This window comes from Streptomyces sp. NPDC001536 (assembly GCF_042894505.1).
Classification (GTDB): Bacteria; Actinomycetota; Actinomycetes; order Streptomycetales; family Streptomycetaceae; genus Streptomyces.
This window is the reverse complement of the sequence record NZ_JBIAVQ010000010.1, coordinates 376,900-396,699: the sequence shown is the minus strand read 5'-3', so window position 1 is coordinate 396,699 and position 19,800 is coordinate 376,900. Positions and strand designations below refer to the sequence as shown.

At 71.4% G+C, this 19,800-nt stretch carries 23 protein-coding genes; 11 read left to right on the top strand and 12 right to left on the bottom strand.

All coding sequences use genetic code 11. The features are described from left to right. Together ACFY0U_RS27970 and ACFY0U_RS27965 are read right to left on the bottom strand one after the other, a co-directional pair. Nucleotides 1–722: maltotransferase domain-containing protein (locus ACFY0U_RS27970; RefSeq protein WP_388640304.1), on the bottom strand; the 722-nt coding region annotated here is incomplete at its 3' end. Nucleotides 723–794: 72 nt separating this feature from the next. Next, nucleotides 795–1,094, bottom strand: a complete 300-nt coding sequence (locus tag ACFY0U_RS27965) for a DUF5133 domain-containing protein (RefSeq protein ID WP_388640302.1) — start codon at nt 1,092–1,094, stop codon at nt 795–797. 225 nt (nt 1,095–1,319) lie between these two features. Between ACFY0U_RS27965 and ACFY0U_RS27960 the strand changes: the two genes are divergently transcribed. Next, nucleotides 1,320–1,802 carry a pep a2 gene (locus ACFY0U_RS27960; RefSeq protein WP_388640300.1) on the top strand — a complete coding sequence of 161 codons (483 nt, stop codon included), beginning with the start codon at nt 1,320–1,322 and terminating at the stop codon, nt 1,800–1,802. Then, on the top strand, nt 1,799–3,946 hold the full coding sequence (gene glgX, locus ACFY0U_RS27955; RefSeq protein ID WP_388640298.1) for a glycogen debranching protein GlgX: 2,148 nt from the start codon (nt 1,799–1,801) through the stop codon (nt 3,944–3,946). The genes ACFY0U_RS27960 and glgX overlap by 4 nt, the downstream gene beginning before the upstream one ends. 26 nt (nt 3,947–3,972) lie before the next feature. On the opposite strand, the gene ACFY0U_RS27950 is transcribed toward glgX, so the two are convergent. Further along, nucleotides 3,973–4,776, bottom strand: a complete 804-nt coding sequence (locus ACFY0U_RS27950; protein WP_388640296.1) for a VOC family protein — start codon at nt 4,774–4,776, stop codon at nt 3,973–3,975. Between the two features lie 159 nt (nt 4,777–4,935). Between ACFY0U_RS27950 and ACFY0U_RS27945 the strand changes: the two genes are divergently transcribed. Then, on the top strand, nt 4,936–5,268 hold the full coding sequence (locus ACFY0U_RS27945; RefSeq protein ID WP_388640295.1) for an ANTAR domain-containing protein: 333 nt from the start codon (nt 4,936–4,938) through the stop codon (nt 5,266–5,268). Nucleotides 5,269–5,278: 10 nt separating this feature from the next. On the opposite strand, the gene ACFY0U_RS27940 is transcribed toward ACFY0U_RS27945, so the two are convergent. Continuing rightward, nucleotides 5,279–6,070 carry a SigB/SigF/SigG family RNA polymerase sigma factor gene (locus ACFY0U_RS27940; protein WP_388640293.1) on the bottom strand — a complete coding sequence of 264 codons (792 nt, stop codon included), beginning with the start codon at nt 6,068–6,070 and terminating at the stop codon, nt 5,279–5,281. A 241-nt stretch (nt 6,071–6,311) separates the two neighbouring features. Between ACFY0U_RS27940 and ACFY0U_RS27935 the strand changes: the two genes are divergently transcribed. The 4 genes from ACFY0U_RS27935 to ACFY0U_RS27920 all read left to right on the top strand — a co-directional run bounded on the left by ACFY0U_RS27935 (nt 6,312) and on the right by ACFY0U_RS27920 (nt 9,097). Further along, nucleotides 6,312–6,758 carry a MarR family winged helix-turn-helix transcriptional regulator gene (locus ACFY0U_RS27935; RefSeq protein ID WP_388640291.1) on the top strand — a complete coding sequence of 149 codons (447 nt, stop codon included), beginning with the start codon at nt 6,312–6,314 and terminating at the stop codon, nt 6,756–6,758. Next, nucleotides 6,755–7,585, top strand: coding sequence for an ABC transporter ATP-binding protein (locus ACFY0U_RS27930; protein WP_388640289.1), 831 nt, complete (start codon nt 6,755–6,757; stop codon nt 7,583–7,585). The genes ACFY0U_RS27935 and ACFY0U_RS27930 overlap by 4 nt, the downstream gene beginning before the upstream one ends. Beyond that, a complete protein-coding gene (locus ACFY0U_RS27925; RefSeq protein WP_388640287.1) occupies nt 7,545–8,390 on the top strand; it encodes an ABC transporter permease in 846 nt (281 codons plus the stop codon). Before ACFY0U_RS27930 ends, ACFY0U_RS27925 begins: the two co-directional genes overlap by 41 nt. A gap of 191 nt (nt 8,391–8,581) precedes the next feature. After that, a complete protein-coding gene (locus tag ACFY0U_RS27920) occupies nt 8,582–9,097 on the top strand; it encodes a hypothetical protein (protein WP_388640285.1) in 516 nt (171 codons plus the stop codon). A 10-nt stretch (nt 9,098–9,107) separates the two neighbouring features. On the opposite strand, the gene hemC is transcribed toward ACFY0U_RS27920, so the two are convergent. The 6 genes from hemC to ACFY0U_RS27890 form a co-directional block, all read right to left on the bottom strand. Further along, nucleotides 9,108–10,043, bottom strand: a complete 936-nt coding sequence (gene hemC, locus ACFY0U_RS27915) for a hydroxymethylbilane synthase (protein WP_388640284.1) — start codon at nt 10,041–10,043, stop codon at nt 9,108–9,110. A 49-nt stretch (nt 10,044–10,092) separates the two neighbouring features. Next, nucleotides 10,093–10,920: a hypothetical protein gene (locus tag ACFY0U_RS27910; protein ID WP_388640282.1), complete on the bottom strand. Its 828-nt coding sequence runs from the start codon at nt 10,918–10,920 to the stop codon at nt 10,093–10,095. Nucleotides 10,921–10,961: 41 nt separating this feature from the next. Next, on the bottom strand, nt 10,962–11,981 hold the full coding sequence (locus ACFY0U_RS27905) for a questin oxidase family protein (RefSeq protein ID WP_388640280.1): 1,020 nt from the start codon (nt 11,979–11,981) through the stop codon (nt 10,962–10,964). 100 nt (nt 11,982–12,081) lie between these two features. Next, on the bottom strand, nt 12,082–12,858 hold the full coding sequence (locus tag ACFY0U_RS27900) for an NPP1 family protein (protein WP_388640279.1): 777 nt from the start codon (nt 12,856–12,858) through the stop codon (nt 12,082–12,084). Between the two features lie 144 nt (nt 12,859–13,002). Then, nucleotides 13,003–13,983, bottom strand: coding sequence for a non-homologous end-joining DNA ligase (ligD, locus tag ACFY0U_RS27895; protein ID WP_388640278.1), 981 nt, complete (start codon nt 13,981–13,983; stop codon nt 13,003–13,005). Nucleotides 13,984–14,112: 129 nt separating this feature from the next. Beyond that, nucleotides 14,113–14,850: an SDR family oxidoreductase gene (locus ACFY0U_RS27890; RefSeq protein ID WP_388640276.1), complete on the bottom strand. Its 738-nt coding sequence runs from the start codon at nt 14,848–14,850 to the stop codon at nt 14,113–14,115. Nucleotides 14,851–14,964: 114 nt separating this feature from the next. Here ACFY0U_RS27890 and ACFY0U_RS27885 point away from each other — a divergent pair, with 114 nt between their 5' ends. Then, complete coding sequence (locus tag ACFY0U_RS27885; RefSeq protein ID WP_388640274.1) at nt 14,965–15,645, top strand: TetR/AcrR family transcriptional regulator; 681 nt, start codon at nt 14,965–14,967, stop codon at nt 15,643–15,645. A 4-nt stretch (nt 15,646–15,649) separates the two neighbouring features. On the opposite strand, the gene ACFY0U_RS27880 is transcribed toward ACFY0U_RS27885, so the two are convergent. Next, the gene (locus ACFY0U_RS27880; protein ID WP_388640273.1) at nt 15,650–16,318 is read right to left on the bottom strand and encodes a response regulator; all 669 of its coding nucleotides are present in this window, start codon (nt 16,316–16,318) and stop codon (nt 15,650–15,652) included. Then, nucleotides 16,315–17,520, bottom strand: a complete 1,206-nt coding sequence (locus ACFY0U_RS27875; RefSeq protein ID WP_388640271.1) for a sensor histidine kinase — start codon at nt 17,518–17,520, stop codon at nt 16,315–16,317. Before ACFY0U_RS27875 ends, ACFY0U_RS27880 begins: the two co-directional genes overlap by 4 nt. Before the next feature lie 390 nt (nt 17,521–17,910). Between ACFY0U_RS27875 and ACFY0U_RS27870 the strand changes: the two genes are divergently transcribed. From ACFY0U_RS27870 to ACFY0U_RS27860, 3 genes are all read left to right on the top strand, one after another. Next, the gene (locus ACFY0U_RS27870; protein WP_388640269.1) at nt 17,911–18,093 is read left to right on the top strand and encodes a hypothetical protein; all 183 of its coding nucleotides are present in this window, start codon (nt 17,911–17,913) and stop codon (nt 18,091–18,093) included. Between the two features lie 200 nt (nt 18,094–18,293). After that, nucleotides 18,294–18,977 carry a TetR/AcrR family transcriptional regulator gene (locus tag ACFY0U_RS27865; protein ID WP_388640267.1) on the top strand — a complete coding sequence of 228 codons (684 nt, stop codon included), beginning with the start codon at nt 18,294–18,296 and terminating at the stop codon, nt 18,975–18,977. Further along, nucleotides 18,967–19,680 (top strand): response regulator transcription factor, encoded by a 714-nt coding sequence (locus ACFY0U_RS27860; protein ID WP_388640265.1) that lies wholly within the window; start codon nt 18,967–18,969, stop codon nt 19,678–19,680. Before ACFY0U_RS27865 ends, ACFY0U_RS27860 begins: the two co-directional genes overlap by 11 nt. The last annotated feature ends 120 nt before the right edge of the window (nt 19,681–19,800 follow it).

Here is a 19,800-nt window from a genome sequence, read left to right as displayed (position 1 = left end):
AGATAGACCACGTCGAAGCCCATCGCCGCGATCGCCTCGAACCGCCGCGCGGCCGTGCGGAACGTGCCGTGCGGACGCTCCGGCGTGCCCTCGGAGCGCGGGAAGAACTCGTACCAGGCCCCGTACAGCGCCCGCTCCCGCTCCACCAGCAGCGGCAGCGTCTCCGAGACGGTCACCAGCTCCCGCAGCGGATACCGCGCCAGCACCGCGTCCACCTCGGGCGTCAACGCCCCCGCCAGCCGCGCCGAGATCGACAGCGAATCCTCGCGCAACGCCGCCGCGGCGGCGAGCACCAGTCCGCGTCCCTCGTCGTCCGGTACCCCGGCCGCCGCCCGGAGATAGAGGGCGGCGCCCTCCTCCAGCACCAGGCCGACGTCGATGCCGACCGGGATCTTGATGCCGGCGTGGTGGCGCCAGGTGGCGACCGGGTCGCTCCAGGCCTCCACGTGATAACTCCAGTGGCCCAGGGCGTCGGGGGTGACGTCGGCACCCCAGCGGTCGCTGCCGGGGGCCAGTTCGCGCATCGGCGTCCAGGGGCCGGGGCGGCCCTCGGGGTCGGTGAGCACGACGTTGGCGGCGACCGCGTCATGGCCCTCGCGGAACACCGTGGCGGTCACCTGGAACGTTTCCCCGACGACTGCCTTCGCCGGGCTCCTGCCGCCGTCGACGGCCGGCCGGACGTCCCGTACCGGGATGCGGCCGATGGTGTGGCTCGTGCTCATGGGTCTCACCTCCGCCGTGCTCGAGGCCGGGCCTGTGGCCCGGCCGGGGGTCGAAGCTGCGCCGGAAGGGGGCTACCTCCCCGCAGGGGTGCGCACGAGCGTCACCGGTGGGCCCCGCCTGGTCGGGGCGGTCGCGCACACCTGCTCGTCCTGCTCGCGGAGATAGGCGACGAGGTTCGTCCGCAGATAGCGCTCGGCGGCGTCCGCGGCCTCGCGCGCACAGCGTTTCCCCATGAGTACGCAGAGGGTGTAGCCCGAGTCCTCGAAGGATGCCCGAGCCCCGCGATCGGCGGGGGAGGCCAGCGTCACGCGTTCCCAGGCGCGGTAACGCCGCAGTTGCCGGGCGACTTCGGCCTTGGCCGGTAGCAGCATGGCGCCGTTCACCTTCCATGAGGGTTTCACTCATGGTGCACGGGTGGCGACGCAACGTCTTGTTGGTTCTTCAACCACCTCGCCGGTCGCTCGTGTTGCACGAATGGCGTAGCACTCCCACAGTTGAGGTGACTCAGAAGCGATCACTGCTCACGCTACGCGTTCGGGGCTCGTCCCACCGGGGCGAGGAGGAGCGGGAGCTTCGCCGGTGAGGAGCGAACGACGATGAAGACCGCAGTGCCCCGCTACTACCACCTCGATGTGGAAGTCACCCCGGAACGGGTCGGCCAGGTCAGCCGCATTCTGGCCGCTCACCTCCGGTACTGGGACCTCGACAACCTGGTCCAGCCCGTCTGCCGCGGTGCCGAGCTGCTGCTGAAGGCCATCGACGAGCACGCGACCGACAAGTTCACCTCGATCGAGATGTGGTGGAACGGCCAGCACCTCATCACGGCCGTCGGCGACAACGACCGCGATCTGCGCCCGGACCAGGATCTGCGCGGCTGCCTGGAGCACATCGCCGCGATGAGCGACGGCTGGGGATGCTGCGCCACGGACACGGGCAGCAAGGTCATCTGGTTCTCGCAGCGTGCCCGGGCCGGCGAACGCGTCCCGCGCGTGCCGACGGTGCCGGTGCCGAGTGTCGGCGAGATGCTTCAGGTGCCTCGCGAGGAACCGGTCGTGGGCGCTCTGGAGGATGCCCGGTGACCGCAGCGCGTCGTCGCAACGCAGGGGTGCCCGTGTGGAGCGGGCACCCCTACCCGTTGGGCGCCTCCTTCGACGGTCAGGGCACCAACTTCGCGCTGTTCAGCGAGGTCGCCGAGTGTGTCGAACTCGTCCTCGTCGAGGACGACGGCAGCCACCGCAGCGTCCCGCTGGCGGAGGTCGACGGCTTCGTCTGGCACTGCTACCTGCCCGGGATCGGCCCGGGGCAGCGCTACGGCTACCGGGTGCACGGCCCCTGGCACCCCGAGCTCGGCCACCGCTGCAACCCCGCCAAGCTGCTGCTCGATCCGTACAGCCGGGCGGTGGACGGGCAGGTGGACGATCACCCCGCGCTCCACGACCCGGCCGCCGACAGCGCCGGACACACCATGCTCGGTGTGGTCACCGACCCGTTCTTCGACTGGGGCGAGGACCGCCCGCCCCGCCGGTCCTACGCCGACACCGTCATCTACGAGGCCCACGTCCGCGGCCTGAGCCGCACCCATCCCGACGTCCCGGCCGAACTCCGCGGCACCTACGCGGGGTTGGCGCACCCCGCGGTCGTCGGGCATCTGACGTCCCTCGGGGTGACGGCGGTCGAGCTGATGCCGGTGCACCAGTTCGTCCAGGACGGGGTGCTGCGGGGCCGCGGCCTGTCCAACTACTGGGGCTACAACACGATCGGCTTCTTCGCCCCGCACAACGCCTACGCCGCCGACGGCACCCGCGGTCAGCAGGTCAACGAGTTCAAGTCGATGGTGCGGACCCTGCACGAGGCCGGCCTCGAAGTGATCCTGGACGTCGTCTACAACCACACCGCCGAGGGCAACGAGAAGGGGCCGACGCTCTCCTTCCGGGGCATCGACAACGCCTCCTACTACCGTCTGGTGGACGGTGACTGGAGCCACTACTACGACACCACCGGCACCGGGAACAGCCTGCTGATGCGGCACCCCTACGTGCTCCAGCTGATCATGGACTCGCTGCGCTACTGGGTCACCGAGATGCATGTCGACGGCTTCCGCTTCGACCTCGCGGCGACCCTGGCCCGGCAGTTCCACGAGGTGGACCGGCTCTCGGCGTTCTTCGACCTGATCCAGCAGGACCCGGTGATCAGCCGCGTCAAGCTGATCGCGGAACCGTGGGACGTGGGCGAGGGCGGCTACCAGGTGGGCAACTTCCCGCCCCTGTGGTCGGAGTGGAACGGCAAGTACCGGGACACCGTCCGGGACTTCTGGCGCGGCGGCGAGCACACGCTCGGTGACTTCGCCTCCCGGCTGACCGGCTCCTCCGACCTCTACCAGCACAGCCGGCGCAGGCCGCGGGCCAGCGTCAACTTCGTGACCGCGCACGACGGTTTCACCCTGCGCGACCTCGTCTCGTACAACGACAAGCACAACGAGGCCAACGGCGAGGGCAACCGGGACGGCGAGAGCGACAACCGGTCCTGGAACTGCGGCGCGGAGGGTGAGACCGACGACGCGTCCGTGCTCGAACTGCGCGCCCGCCAGCAGCGCAACTTCCTGGCCACGCTCCTGCTCTCGCAGGGCATCCCCATGATCTGCCACGGCGACGAACTCGGCCGCACCCAGCGCGGCAACAACAACGCCTACTGCCAGGACAACGAGGTCTCCTGGATCGACTGGCGGCTGACCGGCCGGCAGCGCGACCTCGCCGACTTCACGCGGTACGTCATCGGACTGCGCGCCGCCCACCCCGTACTGCGCCGTCGGCGCTTCTTCCGCGGTGAGACCGTGACGCACGCGGGCCAGCCGCTGCCCGACCTCGTGTGGTTCGCGCCGGACGCGCGCGAGATGACCGACGGGGACTGGCTGCGTTCCGACGCGCACGCCGTCGGTGTCTTCCTCAACGGTGACGCCATCGCCGAACCGGACCCCTGCGGCCGGACCGTGCTGGACGACTCTTTCCTGCTGCTGCTCAACGGCTACTGGGAGCCGGTCTCCTTCCGGCTGCCGGAACCGGCCTACGGCGAGCGCTGGACGACCCTGATCGACACGGCGGAGCCGAAGGGCGCCCCCGACGGGACGGACCACAAGGCGGACTCGACTCTGACGGTCGAGGCCCGCAGCCTGGTCCTGCTGTCACGGCCCCCGGCGAATCCGCCGCAGGCCGCGGAAGGTACCTAGGAAGGCGGCGGGCGCGCCGGACGGGCTCAGCGCGTCCGGCGCTCCGTCACCGTGAACCGCGCGCCGTCGGGATCGCGCAGCACGGCCTCGTCGCCGCCCTTCGACAGGACGCTGCCCCCGTGCTCCTCCGCGGCCTGGGCGCAGGCGCCGACGTCCGAGACGGCGAAATGCACCTGCCAATGGGGCCGAATGGTGGGGTCGGGTGCCGCGTCCAGCGCCCCCGACTCGATACGGGCCACGATGTCGCCCTCGCTGCGCAGCACGACCTCGCCGCCCTCGTACTGGACCTCGCAGCAGCCGGGACGGTCCGACGCCCAGTCGAGGACCTCGCCGTAGAAGATGGCGGCGTCGAAGGCGTCACGGGTGTGCAGTCTGATGAAGGTCGGGGCCGCGCGCCGCCATTTCCCCCAGTTGGCGACGAGCTCTCCCTCCCAGATCCCGAAGGTCGCCCCGTCCCGGTCGGCCAGCAGCGCCGCCCTTCCGGGCGGGAAGGAGAGCGGGCCCACGGCGGCCGTGCCGCCCCGTTCCTGCACGCGCGCCACGACCTCGTCCGCGCTGCGCACGGCGAAGTACGGCATCCACGCCACCGCCATCTGCCACATCGTGGCGACCGCGGCGATTCCGGCCACCGGCGTGTCGTCCACGACCGCCATCCGGAACCGGTCGCCGAGCTTGGCCGGGCGCCATTGCCAGCCGAGGACGGCGGAGTAGAACGCCTCGGCGGTCTCCTGGTCCCGGGTGGTCAGGCTGACCCAGCAGGGCGCGCCGAACACGGCGTGCGTGGAGACGATGTCCGTCGTGCCACCGGGTCGTCTGGTGTCGTGATTCATGTCAGTCGCGTCCTGATCTCGCCGGCCGGCAGCCACCGGTCTTCTAACAGTGTCCAACCGGAACCGCTCCGGGCGCCTGTCGAGTACCCGGCGGACGTGGCCGAAACGCGTGGTCCGCGCCCGGTGGCACTGGGCCGGTGGAGTGAGCAGGATGGGGGGATGACCGCGGGACGGGACGAGCCCGGTGACGAGGCGGGCCGCATTCTCGAGCTCCAGGAAGAGGTCGAGCAGCTCAAGGAGGCCATCGCCTCGCATGCCGTCGTGGACCAGGCGATCGGCATGATGGTGGCGCTCGGACGGGTGCCGCCGGACGAGGGCTGGGTCGTCCTGAAGGACGTCTCCCAGCGCACCAACATCAAGCTGCGCAACGTCGCCGAGCTGATCCTGATCTGGGGGCGGAACGGGGATCTGCCCCCGGAGATCCGCGCCGAGCTGGAGGCGGCCCTGGACCGCCACGGCCCGACGCAGATCCCGGAGGCGCCGCCGGAGTGATCTCCCGGCGTCACCGGGCGTCGGCCAGCAGTTCCTCACGGATCCGGTCGAAGCAGCCGCTCAGAAGACGGGAGACGTGCATCTGGGAGATGCCCAGTTCCTCGGCTATGCGGCTCTGCGTCATGCCCTGGAAGAACCGCAGATAGAGAATGGTCTGCTCGCGCTCGGGCAGCGCCCGCAGACAGGGGCCCACGGCGACGCGGTCCACGATCACGTCGTAGCGGGGGTCGGGGGCGCCGAGCGCGTCGCCCAGGGCGTACCCGTCGGTGCCGGGCATCTCCGCCTCCAGGGACAGCGCCGAGAAGCACTCCAGGGCCTCCATGCCGGTGCGTACCTCGTCCTCGCTGAGCTGGGCGCACTCGGCGATCTCGGCGACGGTGGGGGCCCGCCCCGCGGTGGTCTGCGACAGCTCCTTGAGGGTGCCGCGCACCCGGTTGCGCAGGTCCTGGACCCGGCGCGGTACGTGGAGCGTCCACATGTGGTCGCGGAAGTGGCGTTTGATCTCGCCGGTCACGGTGGGCACGGCATACGCCTCGAAGGCGTGGCCGCGCGCGGGGTCGTAGTGGTCGACGGCCTTCACCAGGCCCAGGGCGGCCACCTGGTAAAGATCCTCCAGGGACTCGCCACGGCCCTTGAAGCGGACCGCGATCCGTTCGGCCATCGGCAGCCACACCTCGACCAGCTCGTCCCGGAGAGCCTTGCGTGCCGGGCCCTCGGGCAGGGTGGCGAGGCGTTCGAAGTCGGCGGCGGTGTCGGGGGCGTCGTCGTGCGGATGCGGCTTGGTTCTGGTGGTGACGCGCATCGCGCGCACCTCCCTCAGCAGGTGCCGGCGGGACAGACACCATGGGAGACGCGCACTCGGACCTGGCAGAGGACACCGGGGACACCTCCCACGGACGTGCCTCCTGTCCGAAGCACTGATGTCCTGATGCCCGGGGAGGGCGGTTTAAAACAAATAGGGTGTTTTGTCGGTCCTTTTCGTGCGCCATTGCTTGACCCTTCGTTGGGTCCATTACCTCTGCTACAGAGGTAATCTCGACCGCGTGGAACAGGAGACCTTCCCCGAGGAGCTCGCCGACGCGCTTGTCGGTGTCCAGCGGCTGATCCGGCGCAGGCTGCGCCGCGAGATGCCCGCACCGCAGTTGCGCGGCGCCGAGGTCGAACTGCTGCGGCTGGTCGTGGACCGGCCCGGGATCGGGATCTCGGACGCCGCCAAGGAGCTGTATCTGGCGAGCAATTCGGTGTCGACGCTCGTCAACCAGCTGGCCCGGCAGGGCTACCTGGTCCGCGAGACCGACCCGGCCGACCGGCGTGCCGCCCGTCTGATGCCCACTCCCGCGGCCGGGGCGCGGCTCAGCCAGTGGCGCGAACGCCGTGCCGACCTCGTACGACATCAGGTGGCCCGGCTCGACGAGGCCGACCTGGAAACCCTCGCGGCGGCGATCCCGGCCCTGCGCCGTCTGGCCGACAACCTGGGGGAGGAACCGTGACACAGCACGCCGTCACCTGCACCGGACTCGTCTACGCCTTCGGTGACACCAACGCCGTCGACGGGCTCGACCTCACCGTGGCCGAGGGCGAGGTCTTCGGACTGCTCGGCCCCAACGGCGCCGGGAAGACCACGGCGATCCGCTGTATGACCACCCTCCTGCCGGTACCGGCGGGCATGGTCCGCGTCTTCGGGCACGACACCGCCGGGGACCGGATGGCCGTGCGGCGGCTGCTCGGCTATGTGCCGCAGCAGCTGTCCGCCGACCAGGGACTGACCGGCCGTGAGAACGTCGCCCTGTTCGCCCGGGTCTTCGACGTGTCCCGCCACGAGCGCGCCGCCCGCGTCGCCCAGGCCCTGGACGCCGTCGACCTCACCGACGCGGCCGACCGGCTCGCCAAGACCTACTCCGGCGGCATGGTCCGCCGCCTCGAACTCGCCCAGGCCCTGGTCAGCGCGCCCCGGCTGCTGATCCTCGACGAGCCGACCATCGGCCTCGACCCGATCGCCCGGACCGGAGTGTGGGAGCACATCAACGCGGTCCGCGCGGCCACCGGCATGACCGTGCTGGTCACCACCCACTACATGGACGAGGCCGACCAGTACTGCGACCGGGTCGCCCTCATGCACCGCGGCCGCATACGCGCCCACGGCACCCCGGAGGAACTGCGCCGGGGACTCGGCGAGCGCCGGGGCGCCCGGGCCACCGACCCGCTGCCCACGCTGGAGGACGTCTTCCGTGACATCGCCGGCAGCGGACTCGACGACCAGTCAGGAGACTTCCGCGATGTCCGAAGCACCCGCCGCACCGCCGGCCGTGTCGGCTGACCGCATCGGTCTGCTGCTGAAGCCGCCGCAGCCCCGCGCGGGCTGGCGGCTGCTGCCCGCCCGGGTCGGCGCGATGTGCGCCGTCGAACTCCAGAAGCTGCGCCACGACCGCACCGAGCTCTACACCCGGGCCGTCCAACCCGCCCTGTGGCTGCTGATCTTCGGCCAGACCTTCACCCGGATCAAGGCGATCCCCACCGGCGGCGTCCCCTACATCGACTATCTGGCGCCCGGCATCATCGCCCAGTCCGCGATGTTCATCGCGATCTTCTACGGTATCCAGATCATCTGGGAACGGGACGCCGGCATCCTCAACAAGCTCCTCGTCACCCCGACCCCGCGCTCGGCGCTGATCACCGGGAAGGCGTTCGCGGCCGGGGTGAAGTCCCTGGTCCAGGCCGTCGTCGTGATCCTCATCGCCGCCGTGCTCGGCGTCGCCCTGACCTGGAACCCGCTCAAGCTGCTCGGCGTCGCGGCGGTCGTCGTCCTCGGATCGGCCTTCTTCTCCTGTCTGTCCATGACCATCGCGGGCATCGTCCTCAGCCGCGACCGGCTGATGGGCTTCGGGCAGGCCATCACCATGCCGCTGTTCTTCGGCTCCAACGCCCTCTACCCGCTGTCCGTCATGCCCGGCTGGCTCCAGGCGGTCAGCAAGGTCAACCCGCTCAGCTATCAAGTGGACGCCCTGCGCGGCCTCCTCCTCGGCACGCCCGACCATCTCGCGCTGGACTTCGCGGTGCTGTTCGTCGCCGCCGCACTGGGCATCGCCGCGGCCTCCTCGCTGCTCGGCCGTCTCGCACGCTGATCATGCGCGTCGACGTGATGTGCGGCACGCCCACCGGGCGCGGTGCGCCCCCTGTCGGCGAGTTCTTCCTGCGCACGGCTTGATCACTGATCAAAGGGGGTGAACCCGCTGGCCACAGCGCATTCTGCTCATTTGACAGTGCACTGAGCACACAGATAGGAAGCAGCTCTCTGAGGGACAAGAGGTGGATTGTGTACGAGCCGAACGTGGTCGGGGACTGGCAGGAGTACGACGAGCATGCCGGCCTGCGTGTCCGCGTCCACGGGCTGGAAGCCTCCGAGCCACCACGCGGCCGGGACGACGCCGCCGAGGGGCTCACGTACTTCAGGGTCCGCGTGACCGTCGAGAACCGCGGCGACCGGCACTCCACCATCCACCTGGAGGACGGCCAGATCGACGTCCGGCTCGGTCCCGACGGCGAGAGCGCGTTCATCGACTGGCGCAACTCGCAGTTCATCGAGGGCTTCGACGTCTACCCGCTGCGCCGGGCCACCGCCGTGCTCTACGCGGCCGGCCCCGAGGCGTCCCTGAGCCTGGTCGACGTGCAGATCCAGCTGCGGGTCGACGACGACTGGGCCGACCGCCGGCTGTGGGCGGGCGGCATCGGTCTCCAGGAGGGCGCCGTCCAGGCGGCTTGCGGCCGCGACGGCCTGGCCCACCAGGTGAGCAACTTCCTGCGGGACCAGGCCGAAGAGGGCACCGCCTGACGCCTGACGGTCAGTGCGGGATGCCGTCGATGATCTCGCGGGCGCCCTGACGCAGCAGTGCCACCGCGACCGAGGTGCCCAGCGTGGCCGGGTCGAGCCGGCCCGCCCACTCGTGGGCGTTGAGCCGGGTCTTGCCGTCCGGGGTGAACACACAGGCCCGCAGGGACAGTTCGCCCCCGTGGTCCACGCGCGCGTACCCGGCGATCGGGCTGTTGCAGTGGCCCTGGAGGACATGCAGGAGCATGCGCTCCGCGGTGGCCTCCCGGTGGGTGTCCGGATCGCCGAGCCCGCTGACCGCGTCGATCAGGTCGGTGTCGCCCTCACGGCACTGGAGGGCCAGGATGCCCGCGCCGATCGGCGGCATCATCGTCTCGGGAGAGAGGATCTCGCTGATCACGTCCGCACGGCCGATGCGCTCCAGGCCCGACACCGCGAGCAGCAGCGCGTCCGCCTCTCCGGCCGCCAGCTTCGCCAGCCGCCGGTTGGCGTTGCCGCGGAACGGTACGCACTCCAACTCCGGGTGAGTTGCCGCCAGTTGCGCGACCCGGCGGACCGAGGAGGTCCCGATGCGGGTACCGGCCGGAAGCTCGTCCAGGGTGAGCCCGCCCGGATGGATCAGGGCGTCGCGGATGTCGTCCCGCTTGAGGAACGCGGCGAACGTCGTCCCCGCCGGGAGCGGCCGGTCGGCGGGCACGTCCTTCACACAGTGCACCGCGAGATCGGCCTCGCCGGCGAGCAGCGCGGCGTCGACCTCCTTGGTGAAGGCGCCCTTGCCCTCGACCTTCGACAGGTCGCCCATCCACTTGTCGCCGGTCGTCTTCACCGGCACGACCTCGGTGCGCACCCCGGGGTACAGCACGGTCAACTCGGCGCGGACACGCTCCACTTGGGCGAGCGCCATGGGCGAGTCGCGGGAGACGATACGGATCAGTTCGGGCACGGACATGCGGGACACGATAGACCCTCACGGCCGTGCGGCTGTGCCGTACAGCGCTTCACGCGCGCCAGTCGAAGGGGAAGAACTCCTCACCCGCCGCGTCCTCGGCGTCCGGCGTGCGCACCAGGCAGCGGTGACGCAGCAGTTCACGGCGCTCCCGCGGGGACAGCCCGGGGGCGGTCCAGTCCTCGGCGTCGATGTCCTCGCGCCCGCAGGCGTTGATCTCGTCACCGGACGCGGTTCTCAGATCCACCCGGAAGTCCGTACGCCACTGGGAGTTGTGCCCCCAGCCCTGCGAGAGGTCCACGGTCGGGCGGTGCCGGCGCACATAGGTCCAGTAGAGCGGCGAACGGTCGGCCACCCCGCGCTCGGCGTGCCTTGCACCCGCGCGCACCCGCACCCCGGCCCGGGAGAACAGCAGGGACCCGAACCACAGTCCGGGCCACACGACATCGGTGATCCGTACCGGCTCGTCCGGGTCCTGCGCCTGCTCGACCTCCACGATCTCGTGCAGGAACGGGTCGAAGACGCCGCTCTCCTCGAACGGCGTCAGGCCCAGGCCCGTGAAGAGCCCGAGATACTCGTCCTGCGAGACGGCGGGCCAGACACCGGCGTGCTCACCGGCCGGCTGGAAGCCCGTCAACAGGACATCGCTGACCCGGCTCAGCGCGTACAGCTCCCACAGCAGGTCGCCGCACCGCTCGTCCGGTCCCTCCACCGCCGTCTCGACCAGCAGCTCCACGCCCGAGGCGAGCGCCCCGCGGTAGGCGATCCGGGCCCGGGCGAGCCAGGGTTCCACCACGGCGGCGTACACGTCCGCACCGTCGTGGTCGCGCAACGCCTGGAACAGCATCCGCGCGTTGACCCAGGCCTCCTCCTCGTCCATGGGCGCACCCTAGCGACGGCCGGGAGCGGTGATCCACACGTTTATGCGACGAGCGGAGCACTCATCTCGACCGACCGCAGCGCCGCGGCGAGCGCCAGTTCGTCGCCGACGTCCAGAGCCGTGTCGGTCAGCTTGATGACGTGCTCGTCGCCGTGGGCGAGGGCCCGCTCCATGACCTCCTCGGCGGTGAGCCGGGCGGGCGGTGTGTAGGTGATCGGCTCCGCGGGCGCGTACATCGCGGTGACCGCCGCGGACGCGCTCCACGCCGCGTGCAGGCTCGGGGCCCACAGCTCGCGGGGCAGCGAATCCAGGGTGCGCAGCACGGCGTTGGGCGCGGTGGCGGCGTGCACGAGCATCGTCGGCTCGCCGTGGCCGTGGGTGGCGTACCGATGGGTCGCGGCGCGCACGAGTTCGGTCAGCCGGGCGCGGGCCGTGTCCGGGTCGGTCACCTCGGCCGCCCATGCGGGCAGTCGGTGTACGGCCGCGAGGCGCTCGCGGAACCCCATGTGGCCCGGCTCGATCGGGGGCACGGCGTCCAGGGCCTCGCCGGCGGTCGGCGCGCCCGGCAGCGCGGCGACGCCGGTCACCGGCTGGTGCCGGGCCGCCCAGTAGCCGAGCGCGTGGGCGAGTTCGGTGGTGCGGGGCGCGTTCTCGCCGGTTTCCAGGGCGCGTACGGCGTGGCCGACCCGTATGACGGTGTGGGTGGCGCCGCCGTACAGACCGGGCAGCAGGCGCGGCCACCACTCGGCGAGGACGTCCCGCCACGGGCGTTCGGCGAGGGTGCGGGAGTAGTGGTCGGTCCAGTCCGCGATCCGGCGTGGATCGCCCAGCGCCTCCTGCCAGTTGGCGTCGGTGACGGGGGCCACGCGGTCGGGGAAGTCCTCCAGCTTGTCGCGGTAGAGGTCCACCCAGTGGTGCACCGCCCCCGCCCGTCCGTGGGCGGCGAGCGCCTCGACGACCATGGGGGCGTGGTTGGACAGCCAGCCGTCGCGTTCGGGGCCGGAGGCGTGGAGGCGTTCCAGGGCTTCTTCGAGCTGTCCGCTCGTGTCGCTGTCGTCCATGAGCCGGACGGTATGCCTCATGCGCCGGTGCCGGGATCGGGCGCGGGACGGAAGCCGCGGGGTGCACGGGTCCTAGGTCCCGCGCCCGATGCGCGCCGGATCAGGCGTTGGGGTCGAACGAGATCCCCGACGGCTTGGCCTTCGTCAGGTCGGAGGCGAAGTTCGCGTCCTTCAGGGCGAAGTTGGCGCTGCCGAAGTTGTACGCGACCAGCTTGTCGCGGACGCCCGAGGGGTAGCCGTTCCAGCCGACCAGCGGCGGGTACTGCCAGGTGCCCTTGGCGTTCTCCGGCGGCTCGTCATTGGAGTTGGCCAGCCGGAAGGCGTGGGTGCTGGCGCCGTCCTTGTGGTAGACGATCTTCGCGTGGGTGCCGTCGAAGCGGACGCCGGAGGTCGCGGTCGTCGAGTACGAGCCGTGGGCGGACGTCGACACGTACTGGATCGTGCCGTTCTGCACCCAGATCACGACGTGCTCCCAGTCGTGCCGGTGACCGCCGATGCTGCTGTTCGCCAGAGCCTGGTCCTTCTCGAAGTACAGGCCGTACATGTAGGCACACCAGCCGTTGTTGCACTTGTAGCGCGAGTACGAGTTGGTGTTGTTGAGGTCCGAGAGGTCGTGGCACTCGCCGCTGAGCGAACCCGTCGGGTTCAGGCCGCCGTTGACCGTGCCGTCGGGGCCGATCGCGGGCGTGGGGTAGCAGCCGTCGGTGTCGTAGTCCCAGGCCGGCTGGTAGGTGTACTCGGCCGACTCGGCGTTGGACGGCAGGGCCGCGGGCGGGGCGGCGAGGGCGGCGCTGGGGAAGGCGACGACCAGGGCGGCGGCGCCGGCCAGGCCGGTGAACCATCTCGCACGGTGCTTCTTGAACGACGGAGACGACACTGCGTCCTCCTCTTGGTGCGGGCGCAGCCCAACGGCTGTGGGGGAACGGGAGGTTCAGCTTCCCGATTTTTCATGTCCGCGCCAAGAGTCCGTAAGCGACTCTCTGGTAACAACCGTCCGAACAGTTGGATCTTGTTCGAGATGTCAGACGAGATCGTCCGGAAGGTCGGCCGCCGACTCCTCCGGAGCGAGGTCGGGTCGCAGCCGCAACCAGGAGGGCTGGCGCAGCAGTCCGGCCCGGGTGCGGGTGCTGTAGCGGACCTCGCCGACCAGCCGGGGCAGGACCCAGTGCGCGCCCGCGACCGGCGGCGGGGCGTCGAAGGGGCACGCGTTCGTCGCCGCGGCCCCGAGGAGCGCGGCGAGTTGGGTCCGTTCGGTCTCGTTCCAGCCGGTGCCCACGTTGCCGACGTACCGCAGGCGGCCCGCGGTGCGCTGTCCGACCAGCACGGCGCCCGGCAGGCCCGTCAGCCGTCCCTTGCCGGGCAGCCAGCCGCCGACGATGACGTCCTCACTGCGCATGTTGCGGATCTTGATCCAGGCGCGGGAGCGCACCCCGGGCTCGTAGACCGAGTCGAGCCGCTTGCAGACCAGGCCTTCCAGGCCGTGGTCGCGGGTGGCCTCCAGCGCCTGTTGGCCGTGGCCGACGATGGCGCCCGGGGTCGACCAAAAGGGGCCATCGAGGCCCAGCTCCTCCAGCTGTCCGCGCCGTCGGACGTAGGGGAGGGCGGTCAGGGAGTGTCCCGCCAGGTGCATCACGTCGAACAGCACCAGGTGGACGGGGACTTCGCCGGCCTTCCGGGCGGCCTTGCCCGGGGAGTGGGCCAGCCCCATGCGGGACTGGAGCAACTGGAAGTCGGCCCGGCCCTGTTCGTCGAGCGCCAGGATCTCGCCGTCCAGTACGGCGGGCAGCGTGCCGAGCGCGCCGCCGAGCGCCCCCAGTTCGGGATAGGCGGCGGTGATGTCCTCCCCGGAGCGGGCGCGCAGCACCACGCCTCCGTCCCCGGCGAGGTACACGACGACGCGCTGGCCGTCCTGCTTGGTCTCATAGGCCCAGTGCGCGTCCTGGGTGACCGAGGGCAGGGCGCCGGAGGTGGCGAGCATGGGCGGGATCAGGGGGAGGCTCACGGGTCAGTTGTCGACGGGGCCCGGTGTCGCCACGCGCGCGTGGGGGCGGTTTCGCCTGAACGGCGGTGTCCTGGGCGAGGGCAGGACGCGTCTCGACGACCTTCCGGTCCCGTGGGTCCTGTCGGACCCTCAGATGATCCCGCCGTTGGCCCGCAGCACCTGCCCGTTGACCCAGTGCCCGCCCGGACCGACCAGGAAGGAGACCACGGAGGCGATGTCCCGCGGTGTCCCGAGGCGCTCCAGCGGCGGCTGCGCGGCCAGTCGCGCGACGGTCTCCTCGTCCTTGCCGTCGAGGAAGAGGTCGGTGGCGGTGGGGCCGGGCGCGACCACATTCACGGTGACGTCACGGCCCCGCAGCTCCCGGGCGAGGACCAGCGTCAGCGCCTCGACCGCCCCCTTGCTCGCGGCGTACGCGCCATAGGTCGGGAAGGCGAGGCCGACGACGGAGCTGGAGAAGTTCACCAGCGCCCCGCCCGGACGCAGCCGGCGGGCGGCCTGCTGTCCGACGGCGAAGGTGCCGCGGATGTTGGTGCGGTACAGGGCGTCGAGCTCGTCGAGATCGAGCTCCGCGACCGGCGACAGCAGCATCCGCCCCGCCGCGTGCACCACGGCGTCCACCCCGCCGTACGTCTCCTCCGCCAGGTCGAACAGGGCGGCCACCTCGGTCTCGTCGCCGACGTCCGCTCGGGCGGCGCGGGCGGAGCCCCCGGTGGCCTCGATGGCGCGTACGACCTCGTCGGCCGCGTCCTTGTTGCCCGCGTAACCCACGACGACGGCGAACCCGTCGGCGGCCAGCTGCTGGGCGACCTGGCGTCCGATGCCGCGCGACCCTCCGGTGACGATCGCGACGCGCTGCTGTGTGGTCATGTCCGCTCCTTCTGTTATCGATGCTACGTGTATCACGTAACGACGATAACATGGTTCCGTAGCGTTGGTATTCCCCGGCTCGTATCAGCGCTACGAATGTCGTACCGTGCAGACATGGACGCGAGGGAAAAGATCCTGGAAGCCGCCGCGGAACTGCTGGCCGCGGCCCCGGCCGCCGATGTCTCCACGCGCGCCGTGTGCGAGGCGGCCGGCGTGGGCGCGCCGATGCTCTACCGGCTGTTCGGCGACAAGGCCGGGCTGCTCGCCGCCGTGGTGGACCGGGGATTCGAGGAGTACCTCGCCTCCAAGCGCGCGGCCCGCCCCGGCGAGGATCCGGTGGCGGACCTGCGGAGCGGCTGGGACAACCACATGCGGTTCGCGCTGGAGCACCCCCACCACTACCGCCTGATGTACTCGCCCGAGCTGACGGTCCCGCCCGCCGCCGTGAGCGAGGCGCACGCCCTGCTGCACGCGATCCTCGAACGCTGCGCGGCGGCCGGCCGCCTCACCGTCCCGCCCGCCCTGGCCACGCAGATCGTCATGTCCGCCAACGTCGGCGCGGCCCTGTCGATGCTCACCAGGCCGGAGCAGTACCCGGATCCGGGATTCTCGGCCCGGTTGCGGGACGCGGTGATCGACTCCCTGACGCGCCCGGCCGGACCCGCGCAGGGGGACGGGGTTCCCGTCGCGGCCGCCACCCTCGCGGCCCGGCTGCGCGCGGAGCCGCGCGAGTCCTTCACCCCGGCCGAGTCCGCCCTGTTGCAGCAGTGGCTGGAGACGCTCGCCGGGAACTGACCGCTCAGGGCGCCTGTACGAGCCCCGACTGGTAGGCGATGACGACGAGTTGCGCGCGGTCCCGGGCGCCCAGCTTCGTCATGGCGCGGTGCACGTGCGTGCGTACCGTCAACGGGCTGACGAACAGCTTCTGGGCGATCTCCTCGTTGGAGTGGCCCTCGGCCACCCACGCCATCACCTCACGCTCACGCGCGGTCAGCGCCACGAGGTCCCCCGGAACCGCGAGGCGGGCGCCCCGCGCGGGCGCGGCCAGGAAGCGGGCGATCACCGTGCGGGTGGCCGCGGGGGACAGCAGGGACTCGCCCGACGCCACGGTCCGCACCCCGGCCAGCAGCACGTCGGCGGTGACGTCTTTGCCGAGGAAGCCGCTCGCCCCGGCCCGCAGCGCCTGGGCGACGTATTCGTCGATCTCGAACGTGGTCAGGATCAGCACCCGGGTGTCGGCCAGGTCAGGGTCGGCGCAGATGGCGGACGTGGCGGCCAGGCCGTCGGTGCCCGGCATCCGGATGTCCATCAGGACGAGGTCCGGGCGGTGGACCCGGGCCAGGGAGACGGCCTCGGAGCCGTCGGCCGCCTCGGCGACCACCTCCATGTCCTCGCAGGAGTCGATCAGGATCCGGAAGGTGGCCCGCAGCAGGGCCTGGTCGTCGGCGAGCAGTACGCGGATGGTCATGGGTTCCGTTCTTCCGGTTCCGGAGCGATGGGGTACAGCGGCAGCCGGGTGGTCACCTCGAAGCCGCCCTCGACGCGATGGCCGGCCTTGAGGGCGCCGCCCATGGACCGGGCCCGCTCCCGCATGCCGATCAGGCCGAAGCCCTGCCCGGGCGCCACGCCGGGGCCGGTCGAGGTCCCGTCGTCGGTCACGCTGATCGTCAGATGGTCGGTGGCGTACCGCAGGCGCACCCAGGCCGCCTCGGCCGCCGCGTGCTTGGTGACATTGGTCAGTGCCTCCTGCACGATGCGGTACGCCGTCAGGTCCACGCCCGGCGACAAGGGCTGGGGCAGGCCCTCCGTGTCAACCTGGACGGTGAGGCCGGCCGATTCGAACGAGGCGGTGAGTTCGTCGAGCCGGCCGAGCCCCGGGCTGGGGGCCAGGGGCGCGTCGGGGTCGTCGGTCGCGCGCAGCAGACCCACGGTGGCCTTCATCTCGCGCAGCGCCGCCGAGGTCGTGCCGGCCAGGTCGGTGAGGATTCGGTGCACCTGCTCGGGATGGGTGCGCGACAGATGCGCGGCCGTGCCCGCCTGGGCGTTGGCCAGGGCGAGATGGTGGGCGACGACGTCGTGCAGTTCCCGGGCGATGCGCATGCGCTCTTCGGCGACGCGATGGCGCGCCTCCTCCTCCCGGCCGCGTTCGGCGTACTCGGCGCGGGCCTGCACCGCTTCCACGTAGGCGCCCCGGAAGCGGACCGCGTTGCCGGTGGCGACCGGCAGCAGCAGCCAGGCGGCGGGGCCCAGCGTCTTCAGGGGCCAGGGATGCGCGACGGGGTCGGCGGCATAGGCCGTCGTGATCAGCAGGGCGAGCGCCGCGAGGAAGGCGAACCGGGTGGTCCGGCGGTCGGTGTGCAGGGCCAGCCGGTACAGCGCGAGCATGAGCGGGGCCATCAGGAGCGGGGTGAGCAGCAGGCCCAGTGCGCCGGCGGCGGCGGTGCACAGGGCCGTCACCGCGACGACGGTGCGGGGGCGGGTGCGCTGCCAGAACAGGGCGCCGCAGGCGACGGCGGCGAGGGCGATCGTGGGCCCCACCGGGTCCGGCTGCCGCACACGGGGGAAGTTGATCTCGCTGCCGAACAGAAAACACGCGAACAGCAGAGCCGCCGTCATGGTGTCGACGGTGCGGGCGTGGTCGTCCGCGTAACGCTGCCAGGGGATGCTCATCGCTGTTCTCCGGTCGGTGCCTGAGGACATGGTCGGTGATGCCTGCCGGGAACGACGGGCGAGGGCCGCCCCAGGTTTCCTGGTGAGAGCCCTCCATGTCGTCGTGCGCCTGCCGACAATCGCGGCTACTCGGTACGCAGTACGCGCCCTCGCGCACCTCGTCCCCGGGCACGAGACGCGGTCGGCCGGAGTTCGACGATCTTAAGTCAACTGCTTGACTTGGTCGGATCTCCAAGATTGCCTGACCGTGCGGCAATGGCGCCGGACCGGAGGAGGGCCCATGTCCCGGAGTTTCGAGCAGCAGGCGCTGACCTGTCCGATGTACGGCGGCACGGCGGTACGGCGCCGGAGTCGCCCGCCGAGTGGGGACTGCTGCGCAAGGAGGGCCCCGTGGCCCGGGTGACCCTGCCCAGCGGGGACGAGGCGGTCCTGCTGACCCGCTACGACGACGTCCGCCAGGTCCTCTCCGACCCCCCGTTCGCCGCGGTGCCGGACTCCGAGGGGGCCGCCCGTATCGCCGACGACGGGACGTGTCCGAGCGGGAACTCGCCTGCACCGGCCAGTCCCTGTTGATCGCTCCGGCATACCGCGCTGTCTCACCGAGAGGACCGAGGTCGGCGACAGCGTCCTGCCGGCGTGGCCCGTGTCGAGCTCCAGACCGTCCTCGACGTGCTGTTGCGTAGGCTTCCGTCCTTGGAACTCGCCGTAGCGGCGGAGGAGCCGCGACGGCTCGAGGGGCTGGCCGTCGGAGGGCTGAGGGAAGTCCCGGTGCGATGGTGATGATGGCGGCAGGCAGGGCGGTACGGGCGGAGCAGGTCAGCGCGACCCGGGAGCTGATCCTGACTGCGGCCGAACGGCTGTTCGCCGAGCGCGGGGTCTACGCCGTCTCCAACCGCCAGGTCAGCGAGGCCGCCGGGCAGGGCAACAACGCCGCTGTCGGCTACCACTTCGGCACCAAGGCCGACCTCGTCCGCGCCATCGTCCGCAAGCACGCCGAGCGCGTCGAGGAGATCCGCGCCCGGCTGCTGGCCGCGATCGGCGACTCCACGGACCTGCGGGACTGGGTGGACTGTCTGGTCCGCCCGGTCCCCGAGCACCTCGCGTCCCTGGACGGCCCCACCTGGTTCGCGCGGTTCTGCGCACAGGTGATGACCGACCCGGCACTGCACCGGATCATGGTGGAGGAGTCGCTGGCCTCCCCGTCCCTGCGGCAGATCGTCGACGGACTGGACGGCTGTCTGCCCGACCTGCCTCCCGAGGTCCGTGCCGAACGCGGCGACATGGCACGCCATCTGCTCATCCACCTGCCCGCCGAACGGGAGCGCGCCCTCGCCGAGAACAGGCCCACCGCACGCTCCAGTTGGCACGACTACGCCACCGGGCTCGCCGACGCGGTCGTCGGCATCTGGCTGGCACCGGTGACACAGGAAAGGGCCGAGCCCGCGCGTGACCGATGAGAGGCCCGCGCTCGCGCGTGGCTCCGGGCAGCACGTGCTGGTCGTCGGCGGGCCGGACGTGGCCGAACTGCTCACCACTACCCTGGAGTTGGCGGGCTACCGGACCACCGTGGCCGCCACCGGGACCGAGGCGCTGACGCGGGCCGCGGAGTACCGCTACGACCTCGTCCTCCTCGACACGACCCTGCCCGACGTCCCCGACCTCGGCCGTCGGCGCCCGCCGCCCGCCGCACACCGGCCGCCGGTCCTGTTCCTCACCGCGTACGACACGTTGGACAGCCTCCTGCCCGAACTCGGCCTGGGCGAGAAGGACTACGTCACCAAACCCTTCCGAATGGCCGAAGTCCTGGCCAGGATGCGGGTGTTGCTGCGCGGCGCGGATCCGGTCCGACCCCAGGAGGGCGGACCGCGCTACCGCGACCTCGTGCTCGACGACGACCTCTGCCGGGCGCGCCGCGGAACGCTGACGCTGGACCTCACGCCCGCGGAGTACCGGCTGCTGCGCCACTTCCTCCTCAACGCCGACCGGGTGCTGTCCAAGGAACGGATCAGCCGGTACGTCTGGGGCGACCTCCGGGGCGACAACGCCATCGAGCAGCTTGTGTCCCGGTTGCGGCGCAAAGTGGATGGGGAAGCTCCGGCGCTGATCCACACCAGACGGGGTTTCGGGTACTGGCTGGGGCGGTCCGAGGCGGAGGGCTGAGCAACTGCTGCGTGGGGCAGGGAAGTTGCTGCTGTCCTCGGTGAGGCGGCAGGGATGTGATCCGGGTCACGTCAGCTTTCCGTCAGGGAACTGACCGGAGCCCGTCAGGCCCGTCTGTTT

Excerpts from the sequence above, each read along its gene's own strand:
- ACFY0U_RS27885 (WP_388640274.1), top strand. The coding sequence starts at position 14,965 with ATGGACGCGAGGGAAAAGATCCTGGAAGCCGCCGCGGAACTGCTGGCC.
- ACFY0U_RS27950 (WP_388640296.1), bottom strand. The coding sequence starts at position 4,776 with ATGAATCACGACACCAGACGACCCGGTGGCACGACGGACATCGTCTCC.
- ACFY0U_RS27890 (WP_388640276.1), bottom strand. The coding sequence starts at position 14,850 with ATGACCACACAGCAGCGCGTCGCGATCGTCACCGGAGGGTCGCGCGGC.
- ACFY0U_RS27875 (WP_388640271.1), bottom strand. The coding sequence starts at position 17,520 with ATGAGCATCCCCTGGCAGCGTTACGCGGACGACCACGCCCGCACCGTC.
- ACFY0U_RS27910 (WP_388640282.1), bottom strand. The coding sequence starts at position 10,920 with ATGGACGAGGAGGAGGCCTGGGTCAACGCGCGGATGCTGTTCCAGGCG.
- ACFY0U_RS27925 (WP_388640287.1), top strand. The coding sequence starts at position 7,545 with ATGTCCGAAGCACCCGCCGCACCGCCGGCCGTGTCGGCTGACCGCATC.
- hemC (WP_388640284.1), bottom strand. The coding sequence starts at position 10,043 with ATGTCCGTGCCCGAACTGATCCGTATCGTCTCCCGCGACTCGCCCATG.
- ACFY0U_RS27905 (WP_388640280.1), bottom strand. The coding sequence starts at position 11,981 with ATGGACGACAGCGACACGAGCGGACAGCTCGAAGAAGCCCTGGAACGC.
- ACFY0U_RS27945 (WP_388640295.1), top strand. The coding sequence starts at position 4,936 with ATGACCGCGGGACGGGACGAGCCCGGTGACGAGGCGGGCCGCATTCTC.
- ACFY0U_RS27965 (WP_388640302.1), bottom strand. The coding sequence starts at position 1,094 with ATGCTGCTACCGGCCAAGGCCGAAGTCGCCCGGCAACTGCGGCGTTAC.
- ACFY0U_RS27940 (WP_388640293.1), bottom strand. The coding sequence starts at position 6,070 with ATGCGCGTCACCACCAGAACCAAGCCGCATCCGCACGACGACGCCCCC.
- ACFY0U_RS27880 (WP_388640273.1), bottom strand. The coding sequence starts at position 16,318 with ATGACCATCCGCGTACTGCTCGCCGACGACCAGGCCCTGCTGCGGGCC.
- ACFY0U_RS27960 (WP_388640300.1), top strand. The coding sequence starts at position 1,320 with ATGAAGACCGCAGTGCCCCGCTACTACCACCTCGATGTGGAAGTCACC.
- ACFY0U_RS27865 (WP_388640267.1), top strand. The coding sequence starts at position 18,294 with ATGGTGATGATGGCGGCAGGCAGGGCGGTACGGGCGGAGCAGGTCAGC.